This is a genomic window from Serratia sp. CY82433, assembly GCF_052166535.1.
Taxonomy (GTDB): domain Bacteria; phylum Pseudomonadota; class Gammaproteobacteria; order Enterobacterales; family Enterobacteriaceae; genus Serratia; species Serratia sarumanii.
Genome location: NZ_JBJNOR010000001.1, coordinates 36177 through 58100 on the forward strand (window position 1 = coordinate 36177; position 21924 = coordinate 58100).

At 57.3% G+C, this 21924-nt stretch carries 21 protein-coding genes and 1 pseudogene; 9 read left to right on the forward strand and 13 right to left on the reverse strand.

Annotation, left to right across the window (positions count from 1 at the left end):
* Positions 1-77: 77 nt before the first annotated feature.
* Positions 78-929, forward strand: a complete 852-nt coding sequence (locus tag ACJ8PI_RS00200; protein ID WP_041033513.1) for an aldo/keto reductase — start codon at positions 78-80, stop codon at positions 927-929.
* A 171-nt stretch (positions 930-1100) separates the two neighbouring features.
* On the opposite strand, the gene ACJ8PI_RS00205 is transcribed toward ACJ8PI_RS00200, so the two are convergent.
* Positions 1101-1994 (reverse strand): LysR family transcriptional regulator, encoded by an 894-nt coding sequence (locus ACJ8PI_RS00205; RefSeq protein WP_049196473.1) that lies wholly within the window; start codon positions 1992-1994, stop codon positions 1101-1103.
* Positions 1995-2142: 148 nt separating this feature from the next.
* On the opposite strand from ACJ8PI_RS00205, the gene ACJ8PI_RS00210 reads away from it, so the two are divergent.
* Entirely contained in the window at positions 2143-2934 is a 792-nt protein-coding gene (locus tag ACJ8PI_RS00210; RefSeq protein ID WP_049235141.1) for an SDR family oxidoreductase, read from the forward strand.
* 392 nt (positions 2935-3326) lie between these two features.
* On the opposite strand, the gene ACJ8PI_RS00215 is transcribed toward ACJ8PI_RS00210, so the two are convergent.
* Together ACJ8PI_RS00215 and ACJ8PI_RS00220 are read right to left on the reverse strand one after the other, a co-directional pair.
* Positions 3327-4454, reverse strand: coding sequence for an MFS transporter (locus ACJ8PI_RS00215; RefSeq protein WP_060439049.1), 1128 nt, complete (start codon positions 4452-4454; stop codon positions 3327-3329).
* 140 nt (positions 4455-4594) lie between these two features.
* Complete coding sequence (locus ACJ8PI_RS00220; protein WP_204350483.1) at positions 4595-5731, reverse strand: alpha/beta hydrolase; 1137 nt, start codon at positions 5729-5731, stop codon at positions 4595-4597.
* A gap of 187 nt (positions 5732-5918) precedes the next feature.
* Between ACJ8PI_RS00220 and ACJ8PI_RS00225 the strand changes: the two genes are divergently transcribed.
* Both ACJ8PI_RS00225 and ACJ8PI_RS00230 read left to right on the forward strand, forming a co-directional pair.
* Complete coding sequence (locus ACJ8PI_RS00225) at positions 5919-6803, forward strand: LysR family transcriptional regulator (RefSeq protein ID WP_164134464.1); 885 nt, start codon at positions 5919-5921, stop codon at positions 6801-6803.
* Between the two features lie 613 nt (positions 6804-7416).
* On the forward strand, positions 7417-7635 hold the full coding sequence (locus ACJ8PI_RS00230; RefSeq protein ID WP_015376761.1) for a TM2 domain-containing protein: 219 nt from the start codon (positions 7417-7419) through the stop codon (positions 7633-7635).
* A gap of 50 nt (positions 7636-7685) precedes the next feature.
* Here the strand turns inward: ACJ8PI_RS00230 and ACJ8PI_RS00235 are convergent, their stop codons facing one another.
* Positions 7686-8216, reverse strand: coding sequence for a hypothetical protein (locus ACJ8PI_RS00235; RefSeq protein ID WP_039567038.1), 531 nt, complete (start codon positions 8214-8216; stop codon positions 7686-7688).
* A 486-nt stretch (positions 8217-8702) separates the two neighbouring features.
* Here ACJ8PI_RS00235 and ACJ8PI_RS00240 point away from each other — a divergent pair, with 486 nt between their 5' ends.
* The gene (locus ACJ8PI_RS00240) at positions 8703-9818 is read left to right on the forward strand and encodes a hypothetical protein (RefSeq protein WP_239509783.1); all 1116 of its coding nucleotides are present in this window, start codon (positions 8703-8705) and stop codon (positions 9816-9818) included.
* Between the two features lie 3 nt (positions 9819-9821).
* On the opposite strand, the gene ACJ8PI_RS00245 is transcribed toward ACJ8PI_RS00240, so the two are convergent.
* The 6 genes from ACJ8PI_RS00245 to ACJ8PI_RS00270 form a co-directional block, all read right to left on the reverse strand.
* The gene (locus ACJ8PI_RS00245; protein WP_164134463.1) at positions 9822-10526 is read right to left on the reverse strand and encodes a hypothetical protein; all 705 of its coding nucleotides are present in this window, start codon (positions 10524-10526) and stop codon (positions 9822-9824) included.
* A 16-nt stretch (positions 10527-10542) separates the two neighbouring features.
* Positions 10543-11718 carry a hypothetical protein gene (locus ACJ8PI_RS00250; protein WP_164040340.1) on the reverse strand — a complete coding sequence of 392 codons (1176 nt, stop codon included), beginning with the start codon at positions 11716-11718 and terminating at the stop codon, positions 10543-10545.
* Positions 11715-13001, reverse strand: a complete 1287-nt coding sequence (locus ACJ8PI_RS00255; protein ID WP_164134462.1) for a hypothetical protein — start codon at positions 12999-13001, stop codon at positions 11715-11717. Before ACJ8PI_RS00255 ends, ACJ8PI_RS00250 begins: the two co-directional genes overlap by 4 nt.
* A gap of 54 nt (positions 13002-13055) precedes the next feature.
* On the reverse strand, positions 13056-13580 hold the full coding sequence (cybB, locus tag ACJ8PI_RS00260; protein WP_079656961.1) for a cytochrome b561: 525 nt from the start codon (positions 13578-13580) through the stop codon (positions 13056-13058).
* Between the two features lie 278 nt (positions 13581-13858).
* On the reverse strand, positions 13859-15460 hold the full coding sequence (locus ACJ8PI_RS00265; protein WP_164134461.1) for an ABC transporter substrate-binding protein: 1602 nt from the start codon (positions 15458-15460) through the stop codon (positions 13859-13861).
* Between the two features lie 127 nt (positions 15461-15587).
* A complete protein-coding gene (locus tag ACJ8PI_RS00270) occupies positions 15588-15968 on the reverse strand; it encodes a winged helix-turn-helix transcriptional regulator (protein WP_164134460.1) in 381 nt (126 codons plus the stop codon).
* A gap of 84 nt (positions 15969-16052) precedes the next feature.
* On the opposite strand from ACJ8PI_RS00270, the pseudogene ACJ8PI_RS00275 reads away from it, so the two are divergent.
* Positions 16053-16820 (forward strand): annotated as a pseudogene (locus ACJ8PI_RS00275) (NAD(P)H-dependent oxidoreductase).
* Here the strand turns inward: ACJ8PI_RS00275 and ACJ8PI_RS00280 are convergent.
* Positions 16817-17065: a hypothetical protein gene (locus ACJ8PI_RS00280; RefSeq protein WP_019454278.1), complete on the reverse strand. Its 249-nt coding sequence runs from the start codon at positions 17063-17065 to the stop codon at positions 16817-16819. The pseudogene ACJ8PI_RS00275 and the gene ACJ8PI_RS00280 overlap by 4 nt on opposite strands.
* 193 nt (positions 17066-17258) lie before the next feature.
* Here ACJ8PI_RS00280 and ACJ8PI_RS00285 point away from each other — a divergent pair, with 193 nt between their 5' ends.
* The 3 genes from ACJ8PI_RS00285 to feaR all read left to right on the forward strand — a co-directional run bounded on the left by ACJ8PI_RS00285 (position 17259) and on the right by feaR (position 19451).
* Positions 17259-17663 carry an Exc2 family lipoprotein gene (locus ACJ8PI_RS00285; protein WP_041033536.1) on the forward strand — a complete coding sequence of 135 codons (405 nt, stop codon included), beginning with the start codon at positions 17259-17261 and terminating at the stop codon, positions 17661-17663.
* Between the two features lie 107 nt (positions 17664-17770).
* On the forward strand, positions 17771-18412 hold the full coding sequence (locus tag ACJ8PI_RS00290; RefSeq protein WP_060429513.1) for a DsbA family protein: 642 nt from the start codon (positions 17771-17773) through the stop codon (positions 18410-18412).
* A 139-nt stretch (positions 18413-18551) separates the two neighbouring features.
* Entirely contained in the window at positions 18552-19451 is a 900-nt protein-coding gene (gene feaR / locus ACJ8PI_RS00295) for a transcriptional regulator FeaR (protein WP_041033541.1), read from the forward strand.
* 33 nt (positions 19452-19484) lie between these two features.
* On the opposite strand, the gene ACJ8PI_RS00300 is transcribed toward feaR, so the two are convergent.
* On the reverse strand, positions 19485-20984 hold the full coding sequence (locus ACJ8PI_RS00300; protein WP_049196449.1) for an aldehyde dehydrogenase family protein: 1500 nt from the start codon (positions 20982-20984) through the stop codon (positions 19485-19487).
* A 159-nt stretch (positions 20985-21143) separates the two neighbouring features.
* Positions 21144-21782 carry a leucine efflux protein LeuE gene (gene leuE, locus ACJ8PI_RS00305; RefSeq protein ID WP_016928933.1) on the reverse strand — a complete coding sequence of 213 codons (639 nt, stop codon included), beginning with the start codon at positions 21780-21782 and terminating at the stop codon, positions 21144-21146.
* Between the last annotated feature and the right edge of the window lie 142 nt (positions 21783-21924).

Sequence of the window (21924 nt, forward strand, 5' to 3'; positions counted from 1 at the left end):
CTAGCTAATTATCCCACCTAATCGAATAAATCACTTTGAGTTATGCTTTTCCAACACAACAGATGAAGGATAACGTCATGCAAACTGTAAAACTGAACAACGGTATTGAAATGCCCCTGCTGGGCTTTGGTGTGTTTCAGATGTCTGATGCCGCTGAATGCGAAAGAGCCGTTATTGATGCCATCGATACGGGATACCGTCTGATCGATACCGCCGCGTCTTACCAGAATGAAACCCAGGTCGGGAATGCGCTGAAACAGATCGGTATCGCCCGTAACGAACTCTTTGTTACAACCAAACTGTGGCTGCAGGATACTAACTACGAAGGCGCTAAAGCACAGTTCGAACGCTCTCTGAATCGACTTCAACTCGATTACGTTGACCTGTACCTGATTCACCAGCCTTACGGTGATGTCCATGGGGCGTGGCGGGCCATGGAAGAATTGCAACAGGCAGGCAAAATTCGCGCCATTGGTGTCAGCAACTTCCATCCTGACAGACTGGCCGATCTTATCGCCTTCAACAACGTTGCCCCTGCGGTAAACCAAATTGAAGTTAACCCCTTTAACCAGCAACTGCATGCCGTTCCATGGATGCAAAGCCGTGGCATTCAGCCGGAGGCCTGGGCACCGTTTGCAGAAGGTAAAAATGGCCTGTTCCAGCATCCCGTGTTAACAGCGATTGGTCAGAAGTACGGCAAAAGTGTTGGCCAGGTGGTGCTGCGGTGGATCTTCCAGCGAGGCATCATTTCGCTGGCGAAATCAGTGCGGAAAGAACGTATGGAAGAGAACATCAACATTCTCGATTTTGAACTCAGTTCTGAAGATATGCTGCAGATCGCCGCACTCGATACCGCAACCAGCGCCTTCTTTTCTCACCGCGACCCCGCGATGGTGGAATGGCTGACTGGCCGCAAACTTGATGTTTAAGTCGCAATAAGGAGGTATTCATTCAATGCAAAAACGTTATCTGGGTAAATCCGGACTTGAAGTCTCCGCGCTTGAAACGATTAAAATTGTCGGCGAACATTACTCTCCTGAGCCCCAGGCTCGCGTAGGCCGTTAATTGCCCGGACGGGTCTGCAGTGAATGGCGGACTCGTTATTCCGAGTAGCGAAGTGCATCGATCATCAGTGCAAACGCGGGCGGATGCTGCTTACGGCTCGGGTAGTAAAGATAGTATCCGGGGAAAGATGGACACCAGTCCTGCAGAACCTGAATAAGCTCTCCTGACTTTATATAATCCTGCACCCTGTCCTCAGGTATGCAGGCAATGCCAAAACCGGATAACGCCGCATCAATCCTTTCCGCCTGCAGATTAAACGTGACCTGGCCTTCCACTCTGACTCGTAACGGTTTCCCATCCTTCTCAAACTCCCAATGGTAAAGTCCACCGGCTGTTGGCAGGCGCATATTGATGCACCGATGATTTTGTAGCTCGTGCGGCGTTTCAGGTGCAGGATTTGCAGCGAAATAAGATGGTGCTCCCACTACGGCCATTCTCATGTCCGGCCCAATTCTCACCGCAATCATATCTTTATCCACGCTTTCACCCAGACGGATCCCGGCATCGAAACGCCTCTCAACAATATCGACAAAGCCGTTATCAACCACCAGTTCGAGATTAATTTCCGGATATTCCCTGAGGAAGGGTTTTAACTTCGGCCATACCAGACTTCGCGCGGCATGCTCTCCGGCAGATAAACGGATATTGCCGGAGGCAGTGCCGTTCAGTTGAACAAGCGATTCCAGCTCCTGTTCAAGATCGGCAATACGCGGTTCAAGGCAGGCAATAATCCTCTCGCCGGCTTCTGTAGGGGCTACGCTTCTGGTCGTGCGGGTCAGAAGGCGGATATTCAGCCTTTCCTCCAGTGCCTTCATCGCGTGGCTGAGTGCAGACTGGGAAACGCCCAGCTTACCCGCTGCTTTGGTAAAACTTCGCTCCCTCGCTACCACAAGAAAGATTTGCAGTTCGTTGAAATTTTCTTTGAGCATTGGCGATTTCCTTATGGAAGCATTCCCTTCAAAGCGCATTTATGAAGGGTGTTCATAGACACAATCATTTTAGCCCCATTACTGGAAATAATGAAAATTGATATTCTGACTGTATCGAAAATAAGTCTGAATTATCAGAAGGTTTATCATGAAAGTACTCATTGCAGGCGCGACAGGAAGTGTTGGTCTTCATGTCGTGAATACCGCCATTGAAATGGGCCATCAGCCCGTAGCGCTGGTCAGAAACAAGAGAAAAGTAAAATTGCTTCCTCGTGAAACTGATGTTTTTTACGGTGATGTTTCAATGCCTGAGACATTGGTAGATTTACCGAAAGATGTTGAGGCAGTCATTTTTACTCTCGGTTCCGATGGCCAGGGGCGCATTGGGGCTAGAGCGATAGATTATGGCGGCGTGCGTAATATCCTGAAAGTGTTGAAGGATGTACCTGTTCGCATTGCTTTAATGACAACAATTGGTGTCACCGAGCGGCTCAGTACATGGAATCAACGTACTGAGGTTCATGACTGGAAAAGACGTGCTGAACGTCTGGTCAGGGCTAGCGGTCACCCCTATACCATCGTCAGGCCCGGCTGGTTTGATTACAACAATGATGATGAACACAAACTCGTCATGCTTCAGGGAGACCGACGCCATGCTGGAACGCCTGAAGATGGTGTGATATCTCGTAAACAAATAGCCCGTGTATTGATAAGTGCTCTGAGTTGTGACGCGGCAATAAATAAAACGTTGGAATTGGTGGCGGTGAAGGGTCAAGAGCAAGTTAATATTGAAGCTTTATTTTATAAGCTAAAAAGAGATATTTCTTCAAAGAACGACGGAGTTGATGACCTTGACAATATGCCAGTGGACGATGAAGCGGCTTGTATAAAATCAGATTTTGCTGATATCAAAATGAATAATGGAAATGAAGCGGGCTGATTGCCGAAATATAGCGCCGTGTAAAGAATGATGCGTCGCCCTGTAGGGCAGGGCATGCCTTGCCCATTAGATGCTCACTTGTTACACGGCCTATAGTAGTAGTGCTCAGAATGCATATAGCAACATCAGGGATTCATATTGGTGTGTGGTTAGATTCCCTTGCAAAAATAAGTTTATTAAAAAAATTGGTTGAAGATGTTTTTTACTCCTGTCATCGGCACCCTCATCTCTTCCTACCACATCCTTGATTATCCCTAAACGCTTTGAATTACAATGAATCGATTGGTTTATTGTCCGGTAAAGTCCGTCGCGCGCGTACTTCTGTTCGGTCTTGAATTTTCGGCTAGCTTTCACTGCCATGGCTGAGAGCTCGTTTGAACAAACTGATTACGCTAGTACGTATTGCTATTTTGACGGGACGTAAGAAACGCCATCGCTACCGCACCAAGAAGTAATAAGCCACTCAAGCCAAAAGTACTTCGCCATCCCAGGCTGTCAAACATCATGCCACCTGCCGTTGAACCAAGGGCAATCGAGAGCTGAATCACCGCAACCATCAGGCCGCCTCCGGCTTCCGCATCCTCGGGCAGCGTGCGTGTAATCCATGTCCACCATCCCGTTGGCGCGGCGGTTGCCAGCATGCCCCAGAGGCCTAACAGCAACGAGACAGCCCAAACGTTATGCCCGGCAAGAATCAGGGCGATGGCAATGACAGCCATCAGCCCAGGAATGGCCATCAGCGTTAGATAGAATTTCCTATTGAGGAATGCCGGGACAACCAGCGTGCCAATAAAACCGGCCACACCGATAACCAGTAAAATTAGCGACAAGCCAGAGAAATCAACCCGCGTCACCAACTCCAGAAACGGACGCACATAGGTAAATAACGCAAACTGCCCCATAAAGAACAGGCCACAAGCCAGCATGCTAATGGAGACAACAGGGCGACTGAGCAGGCGCAATACGGATCCGCGTGACGCAGGGTTATTATTGCCGTTCATACCCGGCAGACTCACGCACTGCCAGATAAAGGCAGCGGCCGCGACGGGGACCAGGCACAAGAAAGCGCCTCGCCATCCGATGGTCGCTCCAAGATAGCTACCCAGCGGCGCTGCCACTACCGTCGCCAGCGCATTGCCGGCGTTGAAAATAGCCAGCGCACGCGTAACCTGATGCTGTGGCACCAGACGAATTGCCGTTGCCGCAGACATCGACCAGAATCCACCGATCGCAATACCTATCATCGCGCGGCCTGCCATATACATCAGATAGTTGGAAGCCAGTGCGATAACGAGCCCCGACACGGCCATCAGAATCGTCATCCCCAGCAGTAAGTACTTGCGATTCACATTTCCAGCCAACGTCGAAAGCGTCAGGCTGGTCAGAACGGCCAGCGCGCCGGAGATGGCAATTCCCTGTCCCGCCAGCCCCTCCGTCACGTCTAAATCACGGGCAATCGGCGTAAGCAGGCTGACGGGCATAAATTCCGATGCAATCAGCACAAAGACGCACAGGGTCATGGCAAAAATGCCGCTCCAGTAAGCGGGCTGATTATTCGGTGATGGTGTTTGGCTAAGTGCAGACATAGTCAGATTTCACGGAAGTCAGAATAAAAGCCACCCGCGTAGACAGGCGGCTTTTAAGGTTGTCAGTAGAGGGGCTATTTCAGATTGGCTTTGAAAAATTGTTCGAACTTAGCGAAAGGTATTTTACCGGCCACATTGTCGTACAGGTCCACATGATTTGCACCGGGGACAATCACCAGCTCTTTTTCTTTACTGCCGACCGCCTTATAAGCATCTTCGGCAAAATAGCGTGAATGGGCTTTTTCACCGGTCACGATAAGCGTCGGGATAGTAATTTCGCTGGCGTAGCTCAGCAGCGGCATATTCATAAACGACAGCGGCATCGTTGCCGTCCACGCCCCGGTCGAGTTAACGGAGCGTTCGTGGAAACCGCGCGGCATGCGGTAGTAATCAAAGAACTCCTTCAGCACCGGATGCGGATCGGCCGGCAGGGTTTCTGGCAGAATGCGCTCACCCGCGCTGACCTTGCCATTGCTGTCGACGTTAATATCATGGCCACCTCGTGCGAACGTTCCGCTTTCCGCATCCTTCCAGCGTTGTTCATTCAGATACTGCAGAACGGCACGACGGTCGGCGGTCGAATAACGGTCTTTGCCATCACCTACGCCATGGCCCATCGCCCGGCTCATGTCGTACATCACGCTGGTGGCCACCGCTTTGACGCGGGTATCCATCGCGGCATCGTTTAACGCCATGCCGCCCCAGCCGCAAATGCCGAGCAGCCCAATACGGTTGCGATCCACCTCTTTTTGCAGCCCCAAGAAATCTACCGCCGCGCTGAAATCTTCCGTGTTGATATCCGGCGAGGCGACGTTACGCGGATAGCCGCCGCTTTCCCCCGTATAAGAAGGGTCGAACGCCAGGGTAACAAATCCCTGTTCCGCCAGCGTTTGCGCATACAGGCCGCTGGATTGCTCCTTCACCGCGCCAAAAGGCCCGCTGACGGCAATCGCCGCCAGCTTGCGATCGCCACGATCTTTGGGGAGATAAAGGTCGCCCACTAAGGTGATCCCATATCGATTCTGAAACGAGACCTTACGATGATCGACTTTCTGGCTCTCGGCAAACGTCTTGTCCCATTTATCGATCATCGAAACAGGAGCATTCGGATTGACTGAATCAGCATAACTCATTGTCGTGACTCCACTTAATGATGCGAATAACAGCATGGCAGGCATTGCGGTTTTTAGCGTTCGGGTGAAAGCTTTCATAAAAATCCCCATGAAAAACAAGATAGAGAGACAGGTTTCCTACGGACAACGCTGCTGTGCTTTGTTTTGATGGGCTCATTATAGTGAGCAGAATTAATGCTGATTAGAGGGAGATAATTGCTAAGATTAATACCATATTGTTATAAATTAATGCTGAGACTGGCGTCATTCTTGGGGGAGTAAATCAATGGCAAAAAGGGAGAACTACAACGAGCTTTACCTGTTTATGCAGGTAGTACGGGAAGGTAGTTTTACCGCTGCGGCTCACAGGCTTGGCCTGGCTCAATCGGGGATAAGCCGTTCTGTTCGCGAGCTTGAAGAAAGGTTAGGTGTCCAGCTACTGGTGCGCACCACGCGTAAGCTATCGCTGACGCAAGCGGGTGAGCAGCTCTATCAGAAAACGGAGTCCGGATTTGATACCTTAGATCTTGGGCTTGCGACACTGGCGCATTATCGTGAGACCCCTTCCGGCACGGTCCGCATCAATGCCAGCCAGCACGCGATTGATAAATGCCTGCTGCCAAAGCTTGCGGTATTTAAACAGCGCTATCCTGATATCAGGCTCGAACTCATGAACGAGAGCCGGTTCGTCGATATTATCGAGGAAAGATTCGATGCAGGTGTCCGTCTTGGGCCTGAAGTAGGCCAGGGCATGGTCGCGGTGCGTATTACGCCCGATATGGAGATGGCGATTGTGGGGACTCCTGAACATTTTCGTCGTTACGGTTTTCCACAAAATCCTGCGGATTTAAAGACACATCCCTGTATCGCCTATCAGCTTGCCGACGGCAACCTATACCAGTGGGAACTCCATCAGGATGATAAAAAAATCACTCATCGGCCGGAAGGGCAATGGGCCTTATCTGACAGCTATATGGAGGCAGAAGCCGCGCGGCTGGGCCTGGGGCTGGCCTATGTTCCTGTCGAGTTGGTTGCCGATGATTTAGAGCGTGGGGTGCTAATCAGGGTATTACAGCGTTACAGCCTGCGAATGGAAGGGTTATTTCTTTATTATCCCCATCGCAATGTATCCCCCGCCCTAAGAATGGTCATTGAGACATTGAAAATTTGAGAGTTGCGATGGCCGCTCCTGCACTGTGCAGGATGGACGGCAAAGACGCTTGTATAAAGCAGACTTAGTTGACATCAAAATGAATGATGGAAATGAGGTAAACCGATTGGCGAAATACAACGCCGTATGAAGGACGATGCGTCGGGCGATAGGGGCGATAAATATGTAATGGCTGAGCGGCCTGGCCCATTAGATGCTCACTTGTCACACCGGCTTTGACGCCATTGGTTCAAATAGGCGAACCCTGGTGTACGGTAGGGTGATGGCTGTTAATCGGATAATTAATTGAATTAAATACTAAATTCCGATTGCCAACAGAGAGTGCAATTTTCCTGTCACTCTTTTTTGCAGCGGATTAAATATGGCGCTGTTAATAACTTATGCCTCAGGGATAGTACGGAGGGAAAGCGCATAGTCAAATCAATGCGATCTCCCATTTGTCTACCGTTTCGCCGGTTAAACAACCGTTTAATTAATCACTGTTATAATTACCCCTGTTGAGCCTTGATGGGTGAATGTTTTCACCTCAAGCATTGCGATGCGGCGCTCTGCGGAGCGGCATCCGTTTTTTGGACATGCCGGTGGTTCGGTGAGAAGTAAGGAGAAGTGCACTATGAGCAGAAAAGACAAGCTCGCGGCGGCCCTGCTGGCCATCTTCCTGGGTGGGCTGGGCATTCACAAGTTTTACCTGGGGATGAAGTGGTGGGGGCTGTTCTACCTGCTGTTCTGCTGGACGGGGATCCCGGCGATTGTCGGCTTTATCGAAGGCATTATTTATCTGTTCCAATCGGAAGAGAAATTCAATCAGAAATATAATCCTGGTCTGATTTAATGCTTTGCTGACGGCGCTTCCTGTTAAGGGAAGCGCCGTTTTTCATTCTGTTATTGTTTCTTCATCATCTTGCCGCGCATCTCTTCGCTCATCATTTTATTCGAGCTGGAGATCACGCAGTTATATTGCTTGCCTTGGTTAATGACCATAAAGGTGCTGACCGGATTTTTAAAATCCTTGTCGATAGTGAAATAAATATAGGCCTGCGGCAGCGCGGCCGGTTTAAAGGCGCCGAAGGCATACACATCCGCCAGGCCCAGCGCGGAGAGATCGACCGTCAGCTCCATCGGCTGTTTATCGTTTGGCGATGGGAACATCGATTTGGCCGACATCATCATGGTGCTGCTGTTGATGGTGTAATCGGTTTTGACCTTCATGCCCATATATTTCGATTCCGGCATGGAAAGTTCTTTTTTGCAGGCGGCGTCGTGCTGCGGCGCCGGGCTGCCGTTTTCCATCACGGCGTGCACGTGTTCCAGCGTCACTTCCGCGTTGCCGGTGGTAGGCTGCGCATCGGCCGCGTAAGCCGCGCCGCTGAAGGCGGCCACAGAGGTAAGGATAATGCCTGTAACGATTTTCATTGTCGCTCTCCGGAATGCTAATAATGATATTAATTGCGGTGTGTAGCCTATTGGCCTGATAAAACGCAAAGTTACTCGTTCCGTGGAGATAAAATATCCTCGGAATTTTTATAGTAAAGAGTGTTTCACCCACGCGGTGCGCGAGGTTGGTTTAATTATCTTGAGGGCCTTGCTCTTTTGTCTTTCAGTATGTTTACCTGCATATAAAGAGTATGTCTAAACATAGTCAATGTTTAGAATATGCACAAATTATTGCGATTTTTTCCCGCTTTAATTCTTCGCCTTTTAATACGGGTTTAAATATTTCATTGAGATACAGAGAGTTATCTTTTCTACGTTAAAATCACTCAGTGAAGCGTTATTTATGTGATCTTCATGGTCACAGAAATAACGCTGAAATTATTGCCTTTCTATTTAACGGCTAATTATTCATGACATAGGCTTCAACCCCGCTAACCGCCTGCGCTAGAATCAGGCGGTTTTCTCTTGAAAAAGGATATCGCCATGGCCGCCTGGGCCTTTTTGATCGTCGGTTGGCTGTTGATTTGGCGGGATTACCCGATTTTCGGCGCGTTGTGCATCGCGCTGTTCGCCGTGCTGCAATGGGCGAAATACGCCGCAAAAGGCGAGCAAGACCCCGAGGAGGCCGCAGAGTGGCGCAAGACCGACTGGCGTTCGCAGCCGATTGAAATGACGCACGCCGGCGACAGCGACCGGCAGATTGGCGGCGTGGGGGAGCTGGGCATGGGCGGCCCCAGTTTTTGGACGCTGTTGCTGCGCGACGGAGCGATTGTGCATGGCGCCTGTGCGGCGCCGCAGGACGTGGACGGCGGCAGGTTGCGCCTGATCCCGACCCGCAGCCGCGAGGGTGAGGGGCTGACGGTGTACGAACCTGCCGCCCGGGCGATGTACGCACTGCCTGCGCTGACCGATCGCGAGCTGGAAGCAGTGGCCGGCGGTTCCGCCGAGGCGCTGGCGCGGCTGCGGGCGAGCTGTCGGCAGGCGGCGGCCACGCCGCTGCGTCAGGTGCGCGGTCTGTGGGTGCCGCAGTGGGCAGAGGATCCGGCGGATCGTCTGGAGATCGCCTTGCCCAGTGGCCGCGCGCTGGCGGCGCGCTCGACGTTACCGGCGGATTTGCGCCATGCGGACGATCCTGCCGCGCTGCTGCACGCGCCGCCTTATGAGTTGTTGCTGGATAACCGGCCGACCGATCGCTTGGTGTGCGATCTCGAACGCGTGGCGGAATCGCCGACGGGTGACGGCTTGAGCGTCGGCGGCTGCCAGTTCCGCGGCGAGCATATCGTCGACGGTCTGTACCATCTGTACTTCGCCGGCGAGTGGTTCAGCCTGCTCTCCTACGCGCACAAACCGGCGGGCGGGCGCGGTTCGGACACCACCTTTTTTGTCGAGCGGGTCGAGCCGCAAGACGGCGGCGTATTCGTGATTGAATGGGATGCCTACAGCGTGGGGCCCGACGGGCGTGCGCCGCGCGTAGCGGCGCCGCCGGTATTGGTTATCGCGGTAAGCTGGCAGGACGCGCCGCTGCGGCTGCCCACGGCCAATAACCGCGTGACCGTGCGCTTGCCCAACGCCATGGCGTAAGGCTTAAGGCAGCACCCTGACTTCGCCGTTGTGCAAGGTCAGCACGGCGATCGGGCTGCCGGGGAAGCACTCCCTAAAGATCCAGTCGCTGGGCCGAAACGCCGCCGCAGGCAGCCCGGCCTGCCACTCTTCCCACTGCGGGGCCGGCTTATCCGGCGGTAAAGAGAAAGAGACCAGCCAACCCGCTTCGCAGCGCACCCTTTGGCCGCTCGGGCGGGGGAAGGTGTGTGTGCTCGCCAGCTCCATTACCGGCGGTAAAACCTCGAAGGCAATGATCGGCACGCCGGCCACGCTCTGCGGCCGAGGAAAACGCACGGCGGTCACGCCGTCCATCGTGATGGGGCTGTTTTCGGTGCCGGGCAGGCGCGGTTCCTGCCGGTTTACCCAGCTGCCTTTCGTCAGCGTGATTTCACCGAACGGTTTGGCTTCGTCGAGCGTCAGGTAGCTGCGCCGATTCCAGCGTTCTTCCGCCCGTTGGCTCTTGAGATCCTGGATGGCGATGTCGATAAGCATCAGCACGAACGCCACCGGGTAGATCGCCAGCGCCGAGGCCAGCAGATAGCCGCCCCAGGAAAGCGGCGGGTGTGGGCGGCCGCAGCGGGCAGAAGCGTAGCGCCAGCCCCACCAGGCAAGCAGGATGCCGGCGAGCAGCAGCGCCAACAACAGCGCCACCAGCCCTGCAACGCCGGCGCCATAACCTAACAGCATGGCAAGTTCCTCATGTTCACGGCGTGGTGGAACGATAGCGAACGAAGTAGGGCAGCGCCGGGGGCTCCCCGTCATCGCCATAGTGGCTTTCCGGTTCGATCACGGTTTGGCGTGCGTCGTCGCGCCCGTTGTAGCGGTACTCCAACGGCTGGCGGTAGCGCACGTCGGATGAGCGCAGATCGAAAATCAGCGAAAGGCGCGCATCGCCGTTATCCGTTTGGGCGACCAGCTTGTCGTTGCCTGCCCACAGCTGATACAGCGATTTATCGCCGGTCTCCAGCAGCACCTTCAACTGCCCGTCGGATTGATAACGCAGGAGCTGATACAGCCCTCTTTCCAGCGTCTGTGCGATCAGGTAGATGCCGCCATCCGGGGCCTGCGCGCTTTCCGTCACGCGCACCGTGAGCCAATGCGGTTCGGCCACCTCGCCGGTTTTGCCGTTAACGGCGATGTGCAAGGCGCCGGAGCCGAGCACCGGATTCATCCAGAACAGCACGCGATCGCCGTCAACGGCGGTAAAGATCTCGGGTATGGATTTGCGCTTGCCGGAGGCGTAAGCCGTCGGTGAGTCCTCCTCGCCGCGCTCAAAACCCAGCAGCTGTCGCGCTTCCAACAGCGCCGGCAGATCCAGCGTTTGCCGCCAATGGGCGCCAAAGTCCGGGCTGTAGAATACGCCTTCGGTGCTGATGAGATACAGCGCGCGTTTACCCGGCAGCGCCACCAGTTTGCCGCCGATAAAGGAAGGCCGGTTGTCGTCGCCCTCCGGCCAGGGGATCAGCGCCCCGATGGTGCCCTGTTTCACATCGACCAGCCGGCGCCCCTTGGACAGAAAAAGCACGCACTCCTGCCCGCCGCAAACCGCATCGTGGATAGACTCGTCGAGTTCCCCCAGCATCTGCAATCCCTGCGGGCCGCTGAACAATACCTGGCTGAGATAGTTGGCCGCCCAGCCGTAAAAGCTATTGTAGGCCCCGCGCTCACTCCTTTTGCTGATGAGCAGCAGGGCGCCGTCCTGCGCCGGGTAGCTGTGGATGAGATCGTAATGGGCTATCGTCGGCAATGCTTCGTCGCTCTGGGTCCATTGCCACTGCGCATAGCGTTGTTCAGGGGCGAGGAAATAGACACCCAGCGCGCTGGCCAAAAACAGCGTCAGGATAATAAGGGGTCTTTTATAAAGCGCTAACGTCATCATTTCAGCTCCGTCACCTGATCCTGCCGCCATAACCTGCGGCGCAGATTGCGCAGGTATTTGAACGTTTTAAACGTGCGGTGCTGGTCAAAAGAGTAAAGGCGGCAGATCTGGGCGAAGCCCTCGATCAACAGCGCGAGGCCGCTGACCATCAGCATCATTAAGAGAAGAATCGGTGGCAATTCGCTGCCGAGACGCTGCAGGGTCCAGGCATCCAGGTAAAAGCCCGCCGGGGTATCGGCGTTATCCGCCACCGCCAGGCCGAGCACAAAGCACGTCACGATCGCGCCGAGAATGAAGACAACGCGCGCGCACAGGTTAAGGCCGGATTCGGTGAAGTAGCGGCGGCCACCGATGAGGTAGGTCTGGCGATCGCGGTGGTTGATGATCCCACGCACCGTAGGCAACTCGGGGACGGTGTCGTTCTCGCAATACAGCACCTGCAGCGGATCGCCTTTGGCGATGAAAAGCGGATGTTGCCGACGAAATACCGGATGCAGTTTGGTATTGGGGACGTTGAGCGCACGGGTCGTCAACGCGAAGTGCGTCTCCTTCTGGCGCCACGCATAGGTGTCCAAATACTGCACCTGGCGCGGGATCTCATAGTGGCGGAGTTCGTAGCTCAGGGCGTTGACCGTCTCGATACCGGAGGCCTCGACGCCGTCGGGGAGGGAGACGTCGGTTTGCTGCGCTGCGGGCACTGACGCGGCGTCTGCACTGACGGCCCGGTATTTGATGCCGGGGATTTTCAGGCTGAGCGATCCGGGCGGCGTGATGTCTTGCCCCTGCAGCACGCGATCCAGCGCCTTGAGCAGGCGCCTGCGGCCGCGATGCCCGATCAGCAGCAGCTCCGAACCGACGAACAGCACCATGCCGATGCCGACAAGGCCGGCGATTACGGCGATAAAGAACAGAACGATGGTCAGCCAGGAATCTTCCCCGTCCATGATGAAAAAGGCTGCCGGAAAACCGCCGGCCAGCGCCGCGCCCAGCACCAGCAGGGCGAAGTATTTCAGCTTGTATTTCAGCGTTCTGTCGGGCTCCAGCCGGCCTTTTGTCTCGTGCAGCAGCCAGTGCAGCCAGTAGCTGCCGTCCTGCAGGCGATGGGCGCCGATCTTCACCCGATCGCCGGCGGCGAGCGTGGCCAGCAGATTTTCGCTGTCGCTGAAGTCGTCACGGTAAAAAAAGAACGTTTGGCCGGCGGCGATGATCCTCACCAGGTTGTCTGGCGCCGTCTGTTGGCAGGCACATTGTTCGACGGTCACATTAAAAAATTGGGTTTGCATGTCATTCCCTGTCGGCGGGCGTGGCCCGAAAATTCATCCCTGGCGCCAAATTATTCAGCGCTTTTTCATCAACGGCAGCATGCGCACCAGCGCATTGTCCTTGACGATGTAGTGGTGAAACAGCGCGGCGGCGGCATGCAGGCCGATCAGCCAGTAGCCGAATGACGCCAGCGTTTTGTGCCAGCCGATAATCATCCGCGCCTGCGGCCGATCGGCCACGTCGGCGAACGGCATCGGCAGGCCGAACAGATACCACTCCTTGCCGCCCAGATAGCGCGAATACACCCCCAGCACCGGCAGCGTCAACAGCAGCAGGTAAATCAGGGTGTGCGTCAGGTGCGCCAGGCCGGTTTGCCACTTAGGCGGTTTGGGCGCGATGGCGGGCGAAGGGTGGCGCCAACGCAGGAACAGGCGGGCGATCATCAGCGCGAACACCGTTACGCCGCAGCTGAAGTGGGTGACAACCAGCACGTACCAGGGGGCGCTGCCCGGTTCGGCAAAGCCGCGCAGCTCGATGGTGACGCAGGTGATGACCAGCAGGATCGCCACCAGCCAGTGCAGGCGAATTTGCCACGGCATGTAGGTGTTCTGCACCGGGTTGCCTTTTGATGTTAAAGGGTCTGTGCGCCGATGGTAACGAAATGTTACAGGTGAGGAAAGCGCCCGTGTGCAGTTTAAGCAAAATGCCAGGGGTTAAGCCGCTTATTAAGCTATGAATTTAGTGGGCTAAGTGTTTGGCGGCAGAGGAGGCAGTTGGCATCGTAAGTTGTGAAGCTAATGGACGATAGATTCAGAGGCTGGCAGCTTAATAAGTAGCGAAGCAAATAGCGCCGCAGCCCTCGCTGCGGCGCCCGGGATCAGTTCAATTTGGCCTTGGCGAAATCGCTGCCGTTCACGTCCACCACATAGCCGCTCAGGTTGCTGCGGGTGGCGTAGAACACTTTGCCGGTGGCCAGCGGCAGCCACGGCGCCTGTTTGGCGAAGATCACCTGTGCCTGTTGATACAGCTTGGCGCGAGCCTGTGGCTGGTTCTCCAGAATCGCCTGCTGGATCAGGCTGTCATAATCCTTATCGCACCAGCGCGCCACGTTGGCGCCGCTCTGCACCCCGGCGCAGCCGAGCAGGGTGGCGAAGTTGTCCGGATCGCCGTTGTCCGACATCCAACCGTACAGCGCGCTCTGCTGTTCGCCTTTGCGCAGCCCGGCCAGATACTGGCCCCACTCCCAGGTGACGATCTTGGCCTTCACGCCCACCTTCGCCCAGTCGCTCTGGATCATCTCGGCGATGCGCTTCGAGTTCGGATTGTAGGGGCGCTGTACCGGCATCGACCAGATATCGGTCTCAAAGCCCTGCTCCAGCCCGGCCTGCTTCAGCAGCTCGCGCGCCTTCTGCGGATCGTAGGCGTATTCCGGCAGTTGATCGTTGTAGCCCAGCATGCCCGGCGGCAGCAGCGAGTTGGCCGGCGTGCCGCTGTCTTTGAACACCGCGGCGACGATCGCTTTCTTGTCCACCGCATAGCTCAGCGCCTGGCGCACCAGCAGGTTGTCGAACGGTTTTTTCTGGGTGTTGAACGCCAGATAGCCGACGTTCAGCCCGGTGATGTCGTGCAGCTGCAGGTTGCCGTCGGCCTTGATGGCGGCGAACTGTTCCGGCAGCGGCGCGGGGATAATCTGGCATTCGTTGGTTTTCAGTTTGGCCAACCGGGTTTGCGGATCCGGCGTAATCGAGAAGATCAGGTGCTTGCTGGCCACTTCGCCCTGCCAGTAGTGCGGATTGGCGATGTAGCGGATCAGCGAATCCTGTTTGTACTGCTGCAGCGCGAACGGCCCGGTGCCGATCGGCCAGTTGTCGACGTATTCCGGCGTGCCCTTTTTCAGCATCGCGTCGGCGTACTCGGCGGACAGGATCGAGGCGAAATCCATCGCCCAGTCGGCGACGAAGGCGGCGTTGGGCTGGCTCAGCGTGAAGCGCACGTGATGCTCGTCCACCGCCTCCACCTTGGCGATCAGCTTGTCCAGGCCCATGTCGGTGAAGTATTCATAGTTGCCGCCGGAGACCTTGTGATACGGGTTAGCCGGATCCTTCTGCCGCATCACGGTGAACACCACGTCTTCGGCGTTGAAGTCGCGCGTTGGGGTGAAGTATTTGTTGCTGTTGAATTTCACGCCCTGGCGCAGGGTAAAGGTGTAGATCTTGCCGTCCGGGCTGACGCTCCACTCGGTGGCCAGCGAAGGGGCGGGGGTTTTATCGCTTTCGCGCAGCGTCACCAAGCGGTTGTACAGCACCTGCGAGGTGGCGATAAAGGTCGGCCCGGAGCTGGCGAGCTGCGGGTTGAACGATTCCGGCGAGGCGACGGTGCAGTACACCAATGCATCGGAAGCGGCCAGCGCGCCGCCCGCCGACAGCAGGCCGGCGCTTGCCAGCGCCAATCCGGCGATAGGGTGTTTTAAAAACGTCAAGGCAAGATCCTCAGGTGGGGGGGCCGTTACCGGCGAATTGATTTAACTATAGATAACGGATGGCGCGACGGGGAACAAGCGTCTCAGCTGCGCATTCTGTGCGCCCCGAGTTGCCAGGCAAACCGCTTTAATCGGCCGCGCGCTTGCGGTCTGCATCATAGCGCTCGCGGGCGGCGTCCAACTCGGGGAAATGGTATTCCGCCCATCGGTCGAGCGCCGTCAGCGTCTCGACCAGCAAGTAGGCGACGGCGCTGAGCCGGTATTCCACATGCGCCTGATTCCTTTCACTTAAATCCAAGCGTTCGAGCAGCCCGTTGCGTTCCAACTGGCGCAGCGTTTGCGTCAGCACCTTCTGTGAAATGCCGTCGATGCGGCGCAGCAGTTCGCCGTTGCGCATCGGCCGCTGCGCCAGCGCGGGCAGGATCAGCATCACCCACTTGCCGGAAATCAGCGCCAGCGCATCGCGCGCGGAGCATTTACTCGAGTAGACGTCGCCGGGATAGGCCATGGGGGGTTACCTTCAGGTGCGTAATTGCCAAGGGTGCGATAAAGCCACAGCATAGCAGCACCACCTTACAGCGGGAGACACAGGATGAACGTGCTGATTGTGCTGGCTCACCCCGAGCCGCATTCTTTCAATGCCCATTTGGCCGAACAGGCGCGGCAGGCCTGGCTGGCGCAGGGGCATCAGGTGAAGACGGTCGATCTGTATCAGGAGGGGTTTGATCCGCGTGAAGGCGCAGACCATTACCCCAGCATAAAGCAGGCGGGAAGGTTCGATGCGATGCAGGAGCAGCGCCATCACTGGACGACTCAGGCGCTGCCGGCGGAGATCCGGCGGCATATCGAGCTGCTGCGCTGGGCGGACACGCTGGTGCTGCAGTTCCCTTTCTAGTGGTTCGGTGCGCCGGCCATCCTCAAGGGCTGGATGGATCGGGTGTTCGTTTACGGCGGGATCTACGACAGTCGCCACCGCCATGAAAACGGCGTGATGCGCGGCAAACGGGCGCTGCTGACCGTCACCGCCGGCGCCTCCGCTCAGGCCTGCGCGCCGAACGGGCGCGACGGCGATATGCGGCTGATGCTGTGGCCGATCATGCATGCGCTGCACTATATCGGCTTTAGCGTGCTGGAGCCGTTCCTGATTTATGGCGTGCGCGGCGGGCTGACGGGCGAGGCGCTGCAGGCGCAGAACGCCGCTTTGGCGCAGGTGACGCAGGCGTATCGGGCTGGCTTAGGCGATCTTGCCGCCTGGCCGGCGGTGCGGTTCAACCGCAATGACGATTTTGACGCCGATCTGGCGCTGAAGCCCGGTGCGCCGGTCTATAGCCCGTTCGTGCGCCACCGCGATCCGGTTTAGAAACCGGCCTTCAGCAGTTCCTCGCGCAAGTCGTCGATAATCGCCGGTTCGATGTCGGGGAACTGCTGCTGAATATCGGCGATGGCTTCGGCCACGCTCGGGCCGGCAAAGGTGCCGGAGAAGGGCAGCAGCGGCAGATTGGCGTCGCTGTCCGGCAGCTCGCCGCGGATAGTGCCGGTGATCATGCCCGCTTTTTTTTCCGCCGTGAGGTCGTACTCCCCCACGTTTTTGTCGATCGGTTTCATTGGCCGCCTCGCTGTCGGTGAGTGTTTACCCTGTTAGGTTAAAGCATAGTGTTTCAGGCAATGAATACCAATCAATGTATATAATATTAATATAAAACAATGTGATGCGTATTTTGTCGTTTGACGTTTACCGGGGGCCGGCGCTATGCTCTTGGCGCTAAAGGAACCTTCCTCACTGACAGGGACAGACGACATGAAAAGACTGAAAAGCGCGGCGCTGTTGTTGCCGCTGTTGGCGCTCAGCGCCTGCACCCACCACCTCAGCAGCGCGGAGCGGCATGCCAAGCACTACGTTTATCAAACGCGCGACGACTTCGACCCGCAATTCCGCACCGATGTGAACGGCAGCATTAAAAACGCCGTGCCGATGTTCGAACAGTTCTACCAGCAGGGGAAAAAGGATCGCGCGGCGGGCGTGGCGCGCAGCGAGGCGCAGCAAAAGGCCGATTATCTGGCCAGCCCGGAATTCCAGCAGAACATGGAACACAAAACCATTTTCATCAATCGCGCCTACAGCGGCTCCGACAATCCTAAACGCCGTCAGGTGCTGTCGCAGGAAGCGGTGGGCGCCTACTGGGACGGTTACGAAGGCCGCTGACTGAATCCCACATAAACAGAAGGTAATAAAAACTGGCCTTCTGCCGGTTATTTGATTATAAAAACCGCCGCTAAGGACGATGTTCATAATCGAAACCAGGAGTGTTTATGTTGGCAAACGTTAAGCGTTCGTTCGCCGCCGCCGTCGTATTGATGTTGGCGCTGCCCGCGGTTCAGGCCGCGGATTACCGTGCGGGCGAGCAATACACCCGGCTGGATAAGCCGGTAGCCGCCGCGCCAGCGGTGGTGGAGTTCTTCTCCTTCTACTGCGGCCCTTGCTATCAGTTCGCCGAGACCTACCGGGTAGGTAGCACCGTGGCGCAGGCGCTGCCCGCCGGTGAGAAAGTCACCAAGTATCACGTCAGCCTTATGGGCAAATTGGGCAATGAGCTGACCGAAGCCTGGGCGGTGGCGACGGTGCTGGGCGTGGAAGACAAGATTGAAGGGGCGATGTTCGACGCGCTGCAGAAACAGCGCGCCGTCAATAGCGCCGAAGATATTCAGCGGGTGTTCACGGCGGCCGGCATCGATGCCGCCACCTATGAAAACGCGCGCCACAGCCTGCTGGTCAAAGGGTTGATCGCCAAGCAGAACGAAGCGGTGAAGGCGTTCGAGGTGCGCGGCACCCCGTCGTTCTACGTAGCCGGCAAATACAAGATAGACAATGCCGGCATGGCCAGCACCAGCGTTGAAGGCTACGCCAAAGAGTACGCGGCGGTGGTGCGGCATCTGTTGGATACGCAGCCTTAAGGCGATTCCTCCTCCGACGCCCGATGATCTGTGATCGCGGCGCCAAATCCCCGGCTCGCCATTGATTGTGTGTTAACGGATTGTTATGGTGGTTTTCTGTTCAACGGCGCAGCACCGCTGCTGTTTGAAGGGAGAGATCATGACGGCATTGGCAACGCTCCGGGACGTCGGCTTCGAAGAGTGGCTGGGCAAAATCAACACCGCCTGCGGCAGATTCTGCGCAAAAACGCTGGGGCCGGGCTTCAGCGGGGCGATGCAGGAATTCCGCGCCCATGCGCTGCGCCTGAGCGTGGTCGACGTGTCTCAAGCCCGGCTGTACCGCACGCCGCGCGAGATCGCCCGCAGCGACGGCGCGCACTTTTTTACCGTCTTCCAGCTGCGCGGCAGCGCGTTGATGGAGCAGGGCGAGAGCCAGACGGTGCTCTCTCCCGGCGACATCACGCTGATCGACGCCTCACGGCCCAGCAGCTTCACCTTCCAGCGCGATTCACGCCAAATCTCCCTGTTGTTGCCGCGCGGCTGCCTGCCGGTGCCGCCGCCTTGCGCCCAGCGTCTCGGGGCAGAGCTCAGCGCGGTGCGCCTCAGCCGCCAGCTGGTGCTGAGCAGCATGCAGGATCCTCAACTCGCCGCGGCGGAAAGCGAGGCGGTGCTGAATGCGCTGGCGGCGCTGCTGCGCCCGGCGCTGGCGCTCGAACAGGCGCGCCCGGAGGGGCAACAGCCGGTTTTCGACAAGGCGCTGGCGTTGATCGACAGGCATATTCAGTCGCCGCAGCTGCGCCCGGAATGGGTGGCGGCCGAGTTGGGGGTGTCGCTGCGCAGCCTGTATCGGCTGTTCGCCCGTCAGGGGCTGGTGGTGGCGCAGTACATCAGGAACCGCCGGCTGGATCTGTGCGCGCAGGCGCTGCGCAGCGCCGCCGGGCAGGAGAAGCTGGCCGGAGTCGGCCTCGACTGGGGTTTTGCCGATCACAGCCATTTCTCGACCGCTTTCAAGCAGCGTTTCGGCATGTCGCCGAGCGAGTACCGTCGGCAGTATCAGTAAGCCAGGGCGCGGGCCAGGCCCGCGCCGCTTCACTCAATAGCGGATGCAGACCGATTTCGACTCGGTGTAAGCGTCCAGCCAATCCGGGCCGAAATCACGGCCGCTGCCCGACTGTTTGAACCCGCCGAACGGCATGTTCGGGTCGATCAGCGTATGGGTGTTGACCCACACGGTGCCGGCCTGAATGCGTGGCGTCAGCGCCATCGCCTGCTGCAGGCTGGTGGTCCACAGGCTGGCAGTTAGCCCGAAGTCGGTGTCGTTGGCCTTACTCAGCGCCTCCTCGGCGCTCGCCACCCGAATCAGGTTGACCACCGGGCCGAACACTTCTTCACGCGTCAGGTTCAGCCTGTCGTCCGGGTTGATCACCAGCGTCGGCGGAATGTAGAAGCCGTTGGCATCCGGCCCGGCCGCGCCGCCGATAAGCTCGGCGTTTTTCGCCCGGGCGTCGTCCAGGTAGGCCGCCACCTTGTCGCGGTGCGCGAGCGACACCAGCGGGTTGATTTGCGCGCCGGTATCCATCCCCGGCCCGACCGACAGCGATTTCACCGCCTGTTCGAAACCTGCCACCAGCTGGTCATAAATCGGTGCTTCGATATAAATCCGCGAGCTGGCGGCGCACACCTGCCCCTGGTTGAGGAAGCTGCCGAGCATCAGGCCTTCGATCACCTGCTGCGGATCGGCATCTTTCAGCACGATGGCCGGGTTTTTGCCGCCCAGCTCCAGCGTCACGCGGGTCAGGCGATCCGCCGCCGCGCGCGCGATGCTTTTGCCCACCGGGGTGGAGCCGGTAAAGCTGACTTTGGCGATCAGCGGATGTTCGGTCAGCGCCTTGCCGCACACGGTGCCGCGGCCGGTGACCACGTTGAACACGCCCGGCGGCACGCCGGCTTCGCTCGCCAGTTCGGCGATGCGCAGCAGGGTGAGCGGGGTGGTTTCCGACGGTTTGATGACGATGGAGCAGCCCGCCGCCAGCGCCGGCATCACTTTCCACATGCCGATCATCAGCGGGAAGTTCCAGGGCACGATGCCGGCGACCACGCCGATCGGCTCTTTACGGGTATAAACCTGATATTTGGCGCCCGGCGGCATCGGAATGGAGACGTCCAGCGTCTGGCCGGTGATTTTGGTCGCCAGCCCGGCGGTGTAGCGCATCCAGTTCAGGGTACTGCCGACTTCGAAGGCGCGGGCGATGTTGATGGATTTGCCCTGCTCCAGGGTTTCCAGCTGCGCCAGCTCCTCGGCGTGCTGTTCCACCAGATCGGCGAAGCGCAGCAGGATGCGTTCTCGTTCTACCGGCAGACGCTGCGCCCAGACGCCTTCGCTGAAGGCTTTGTGGGCGGACTGCACCGCCAGCGCGACGTCGTGTTCATTGGCGTCGGCGGTGGTGGCGATCTGCTGCCCATTGGCGGGGTTATACACCGCCAGGCGGTCTTCCGCGGCGGACGCGCGCCACTGGCCGTCGATATACAGCCCATGCTGACGATCGAGAAAACGCGACACGCTATCCAGCACGGCTACGGTATTGTCAGACATACATCCTCCGATCAGGCTCATCAGGTTATCGTTAACCCTGCAAGTCTAGATCAGCGGAAAAGCGGCGGCTTTGGTCTGCCTGACATTCGGTTTGCCCTGCGTGTCATTTTGCCGTGACGGAAGGGTAAACTGCGGCCGGCGGGCGCCGGCCGGGAGGGATCACGAGCTCAGGGTTGCCAGACGGGTGGCGAAGCCGAGGAACAGCAGGCCGATGAGGCCGTTGCCGAGCTTCGCCAGGCCTTTCTTGTGATTGAAGAAATGCGCCAGCATCGCGCCGGAGAAGATCAGCGTGCTCATGTAGATAAAGCTGACGGCTTCGAGGATCAGCGCCAAAATGGTGAACGACAGTCCGGTGTGCGCGTAGTTGAAGTCGATGAACTGCACGAAGAACGACACGTAAAACAAGATAGCTTTCGGGTTGGTCAGGCTCAGCGTCAGCGATTTGCGCAGAATGCTGTGGCCGCCTTCAATCTGCTGCTGTTGCGCCTGCGCCTTCTGCACGAAGGTGGCGTAGAGGATTTTTGCGCCGAGGAACAGCAGGTAAATCGCGCCGAGAAAACGCACCAGGGTAAACAGGAACGGCGTGGTGCGGATCAGCGAAGCCACGCCGATATAGGCGCAGAAGATCAGGATCGCATCGCCGATGAACACGCCGAGCGCCGCGGTGTAGCCGGCGCGCACGCCGCGCGATACGCCGGTTTTCAGTACGTACAGCGTATTTGGCCCCGGCAGAATGATGATGAAGACCACTCCGGCCAAATAGGTCCATAAATTCAGGACGCCAAAACTCTCTAACACAATAACCTCTCCATGCGCGCAACTAACAGGCAAAAACACTGGCCACGCCCGTGACCGGCCGCGATCCTAACGCTGTGCAACCGGGTTGGCAACGTAATAAACTTCATGTTGTTGGTTAAAAATTGTCGAAACATTGTTGAAA

Excerpts from the sequence above, each read along its gene's own strand:
- ACJ8PI_RS00200 (WP_041033513.1), top strand. The coding sequence starts at position 78 with ATGCAAACTGTAAAACTGAACAACGGTATTGAAATGCCCCTGCTGGGC.
- ACJ8PI_RS00205 (WP_049196473.1), bottom strand. The coding sequence starts at position 1,994 with ATGCTCAAAGAAAATTTCAACGAACTGCAAATCTTTCTTGTGGTAGCG.
- ACJ8PI_RS00210 (WP_049235141.1), top strand. The coding sequence starts at position 2,143 with ATGAAAGTACTCATTGCAGGCGCGACAGGAAGTGTTGGTCTTCATGTC.
- ACJ8PI_RS00215 (WP_060439049.1), bottom strand. The coding sequence starts at position 4,454 with ATGACCCTGTGCGTCTTTGTGCTGATTGCATCGGAATTTATGCCCGTC.
- ACJ8PI_RS00220 (WP_204350483.1), bottom strand. The coding sequence starts at position 5,731 with ATGAAAGCTTTCACCCGAACGCTAAAAACCGCAATGCCTGCCATGCTG.
- ACJ8PI_RS00225 (WP_164134464.1), top strand. The coding sequence starts at position 5,919 with ATGGCAAAAAGGGAGAACTACAACGAGCTTTACCTGTTTATGCAGGTA.
- ACJ8PI_RS00230 (WP_015376761.1), top strand. The coding sequence starts at position 7,417 with ATGAGCAGAAAAGACAAGCTCGCGGCGGCCCTGCTGGCCATCTTCCTG.
- ACJ8PI_RS00235 (WP_039567038.1), bottom strand. The coding sequence starts at position 8,216 with ATGAAAATCGTTACAGGCATTATCCTTACCTCTGTGGCCGCCTTCAGC.
- ACJ8PI_RS00245 (WP_164134463.1), bottom strand. The coding sequence starts at position 10,526 with ATGCTGTTAGGTTATGGCGCCGGCGTTGCAGGGCTGGTGGCGCTGTTG.
- ACJ8PI_RS00250 (WP_164040340.1), bottom strand. The coding sequence starts at position 11,718 with ATGATGACGTTAGCGCTTTATAAAAGACCCCTTATTATCCTGACGCTG.
- ACJ8PI_RS00255 (WP_164134462.1), bottom strand. The coding sequence starts at position 13,001 with ATGCAAACCCAATTTTTTAATGTGACCGTCGAACAATGTGCCTGCCAA.
- cybB (WP_079656961.1), bottom strand. The coding sequence starts at position 13,580 with ATGCCGTGGCAAATTCGCCTGCACTGGCTGGTGGCGATCCTGCTGGTC.
- ACJ8PI_RS00270 (WP_164134460.1), bottom strand. The coding sequence starts at position 15,968 with ATGGCCTATCCCGGCGACGTCTACTCGAGTAAATGCTCCGCGCGCGAT.
- ACJ8PI_RS00280 (WP_019454278.1), bottom strand. The coding sequence starts at position 17,065 with ATGAAACCGATCGACAAAAACGTGGGGGAGTACGACCTCACGGCGGAA.
- ACJ8PI_RS00285 (WP_041033536.1), top strand. The coding sequence starts at position 17,259 with ATGAAAAGACTGAAAAGCGCGGCGCTGTTGTTGCCGCTGTTGGCGCTC.
- ACJ8PI_RS00290 (WP_060429513.1), top strand. The coding sequence starts at position 17,771 with ATGTTGGCAAACGTTAAGCGTTCGTTCGCCGCCGCCGTCGTATTGATG.
- feaR (WP_041033541.1), top strand. The coding sequence starts at position 18,552 with ATGACGGCATTGGCAACGCTCCGGGACGTCGGCTTCGAAGAGTGGCTG.
- ACJ8PI_RS00300 (WP_049196449.1), bottom strand. The coding sequence starts at position 20,984 with ATGTCTGACAATACCGTAGCCGTGCTGGATAGCGTGTCGCGTTTTCTC.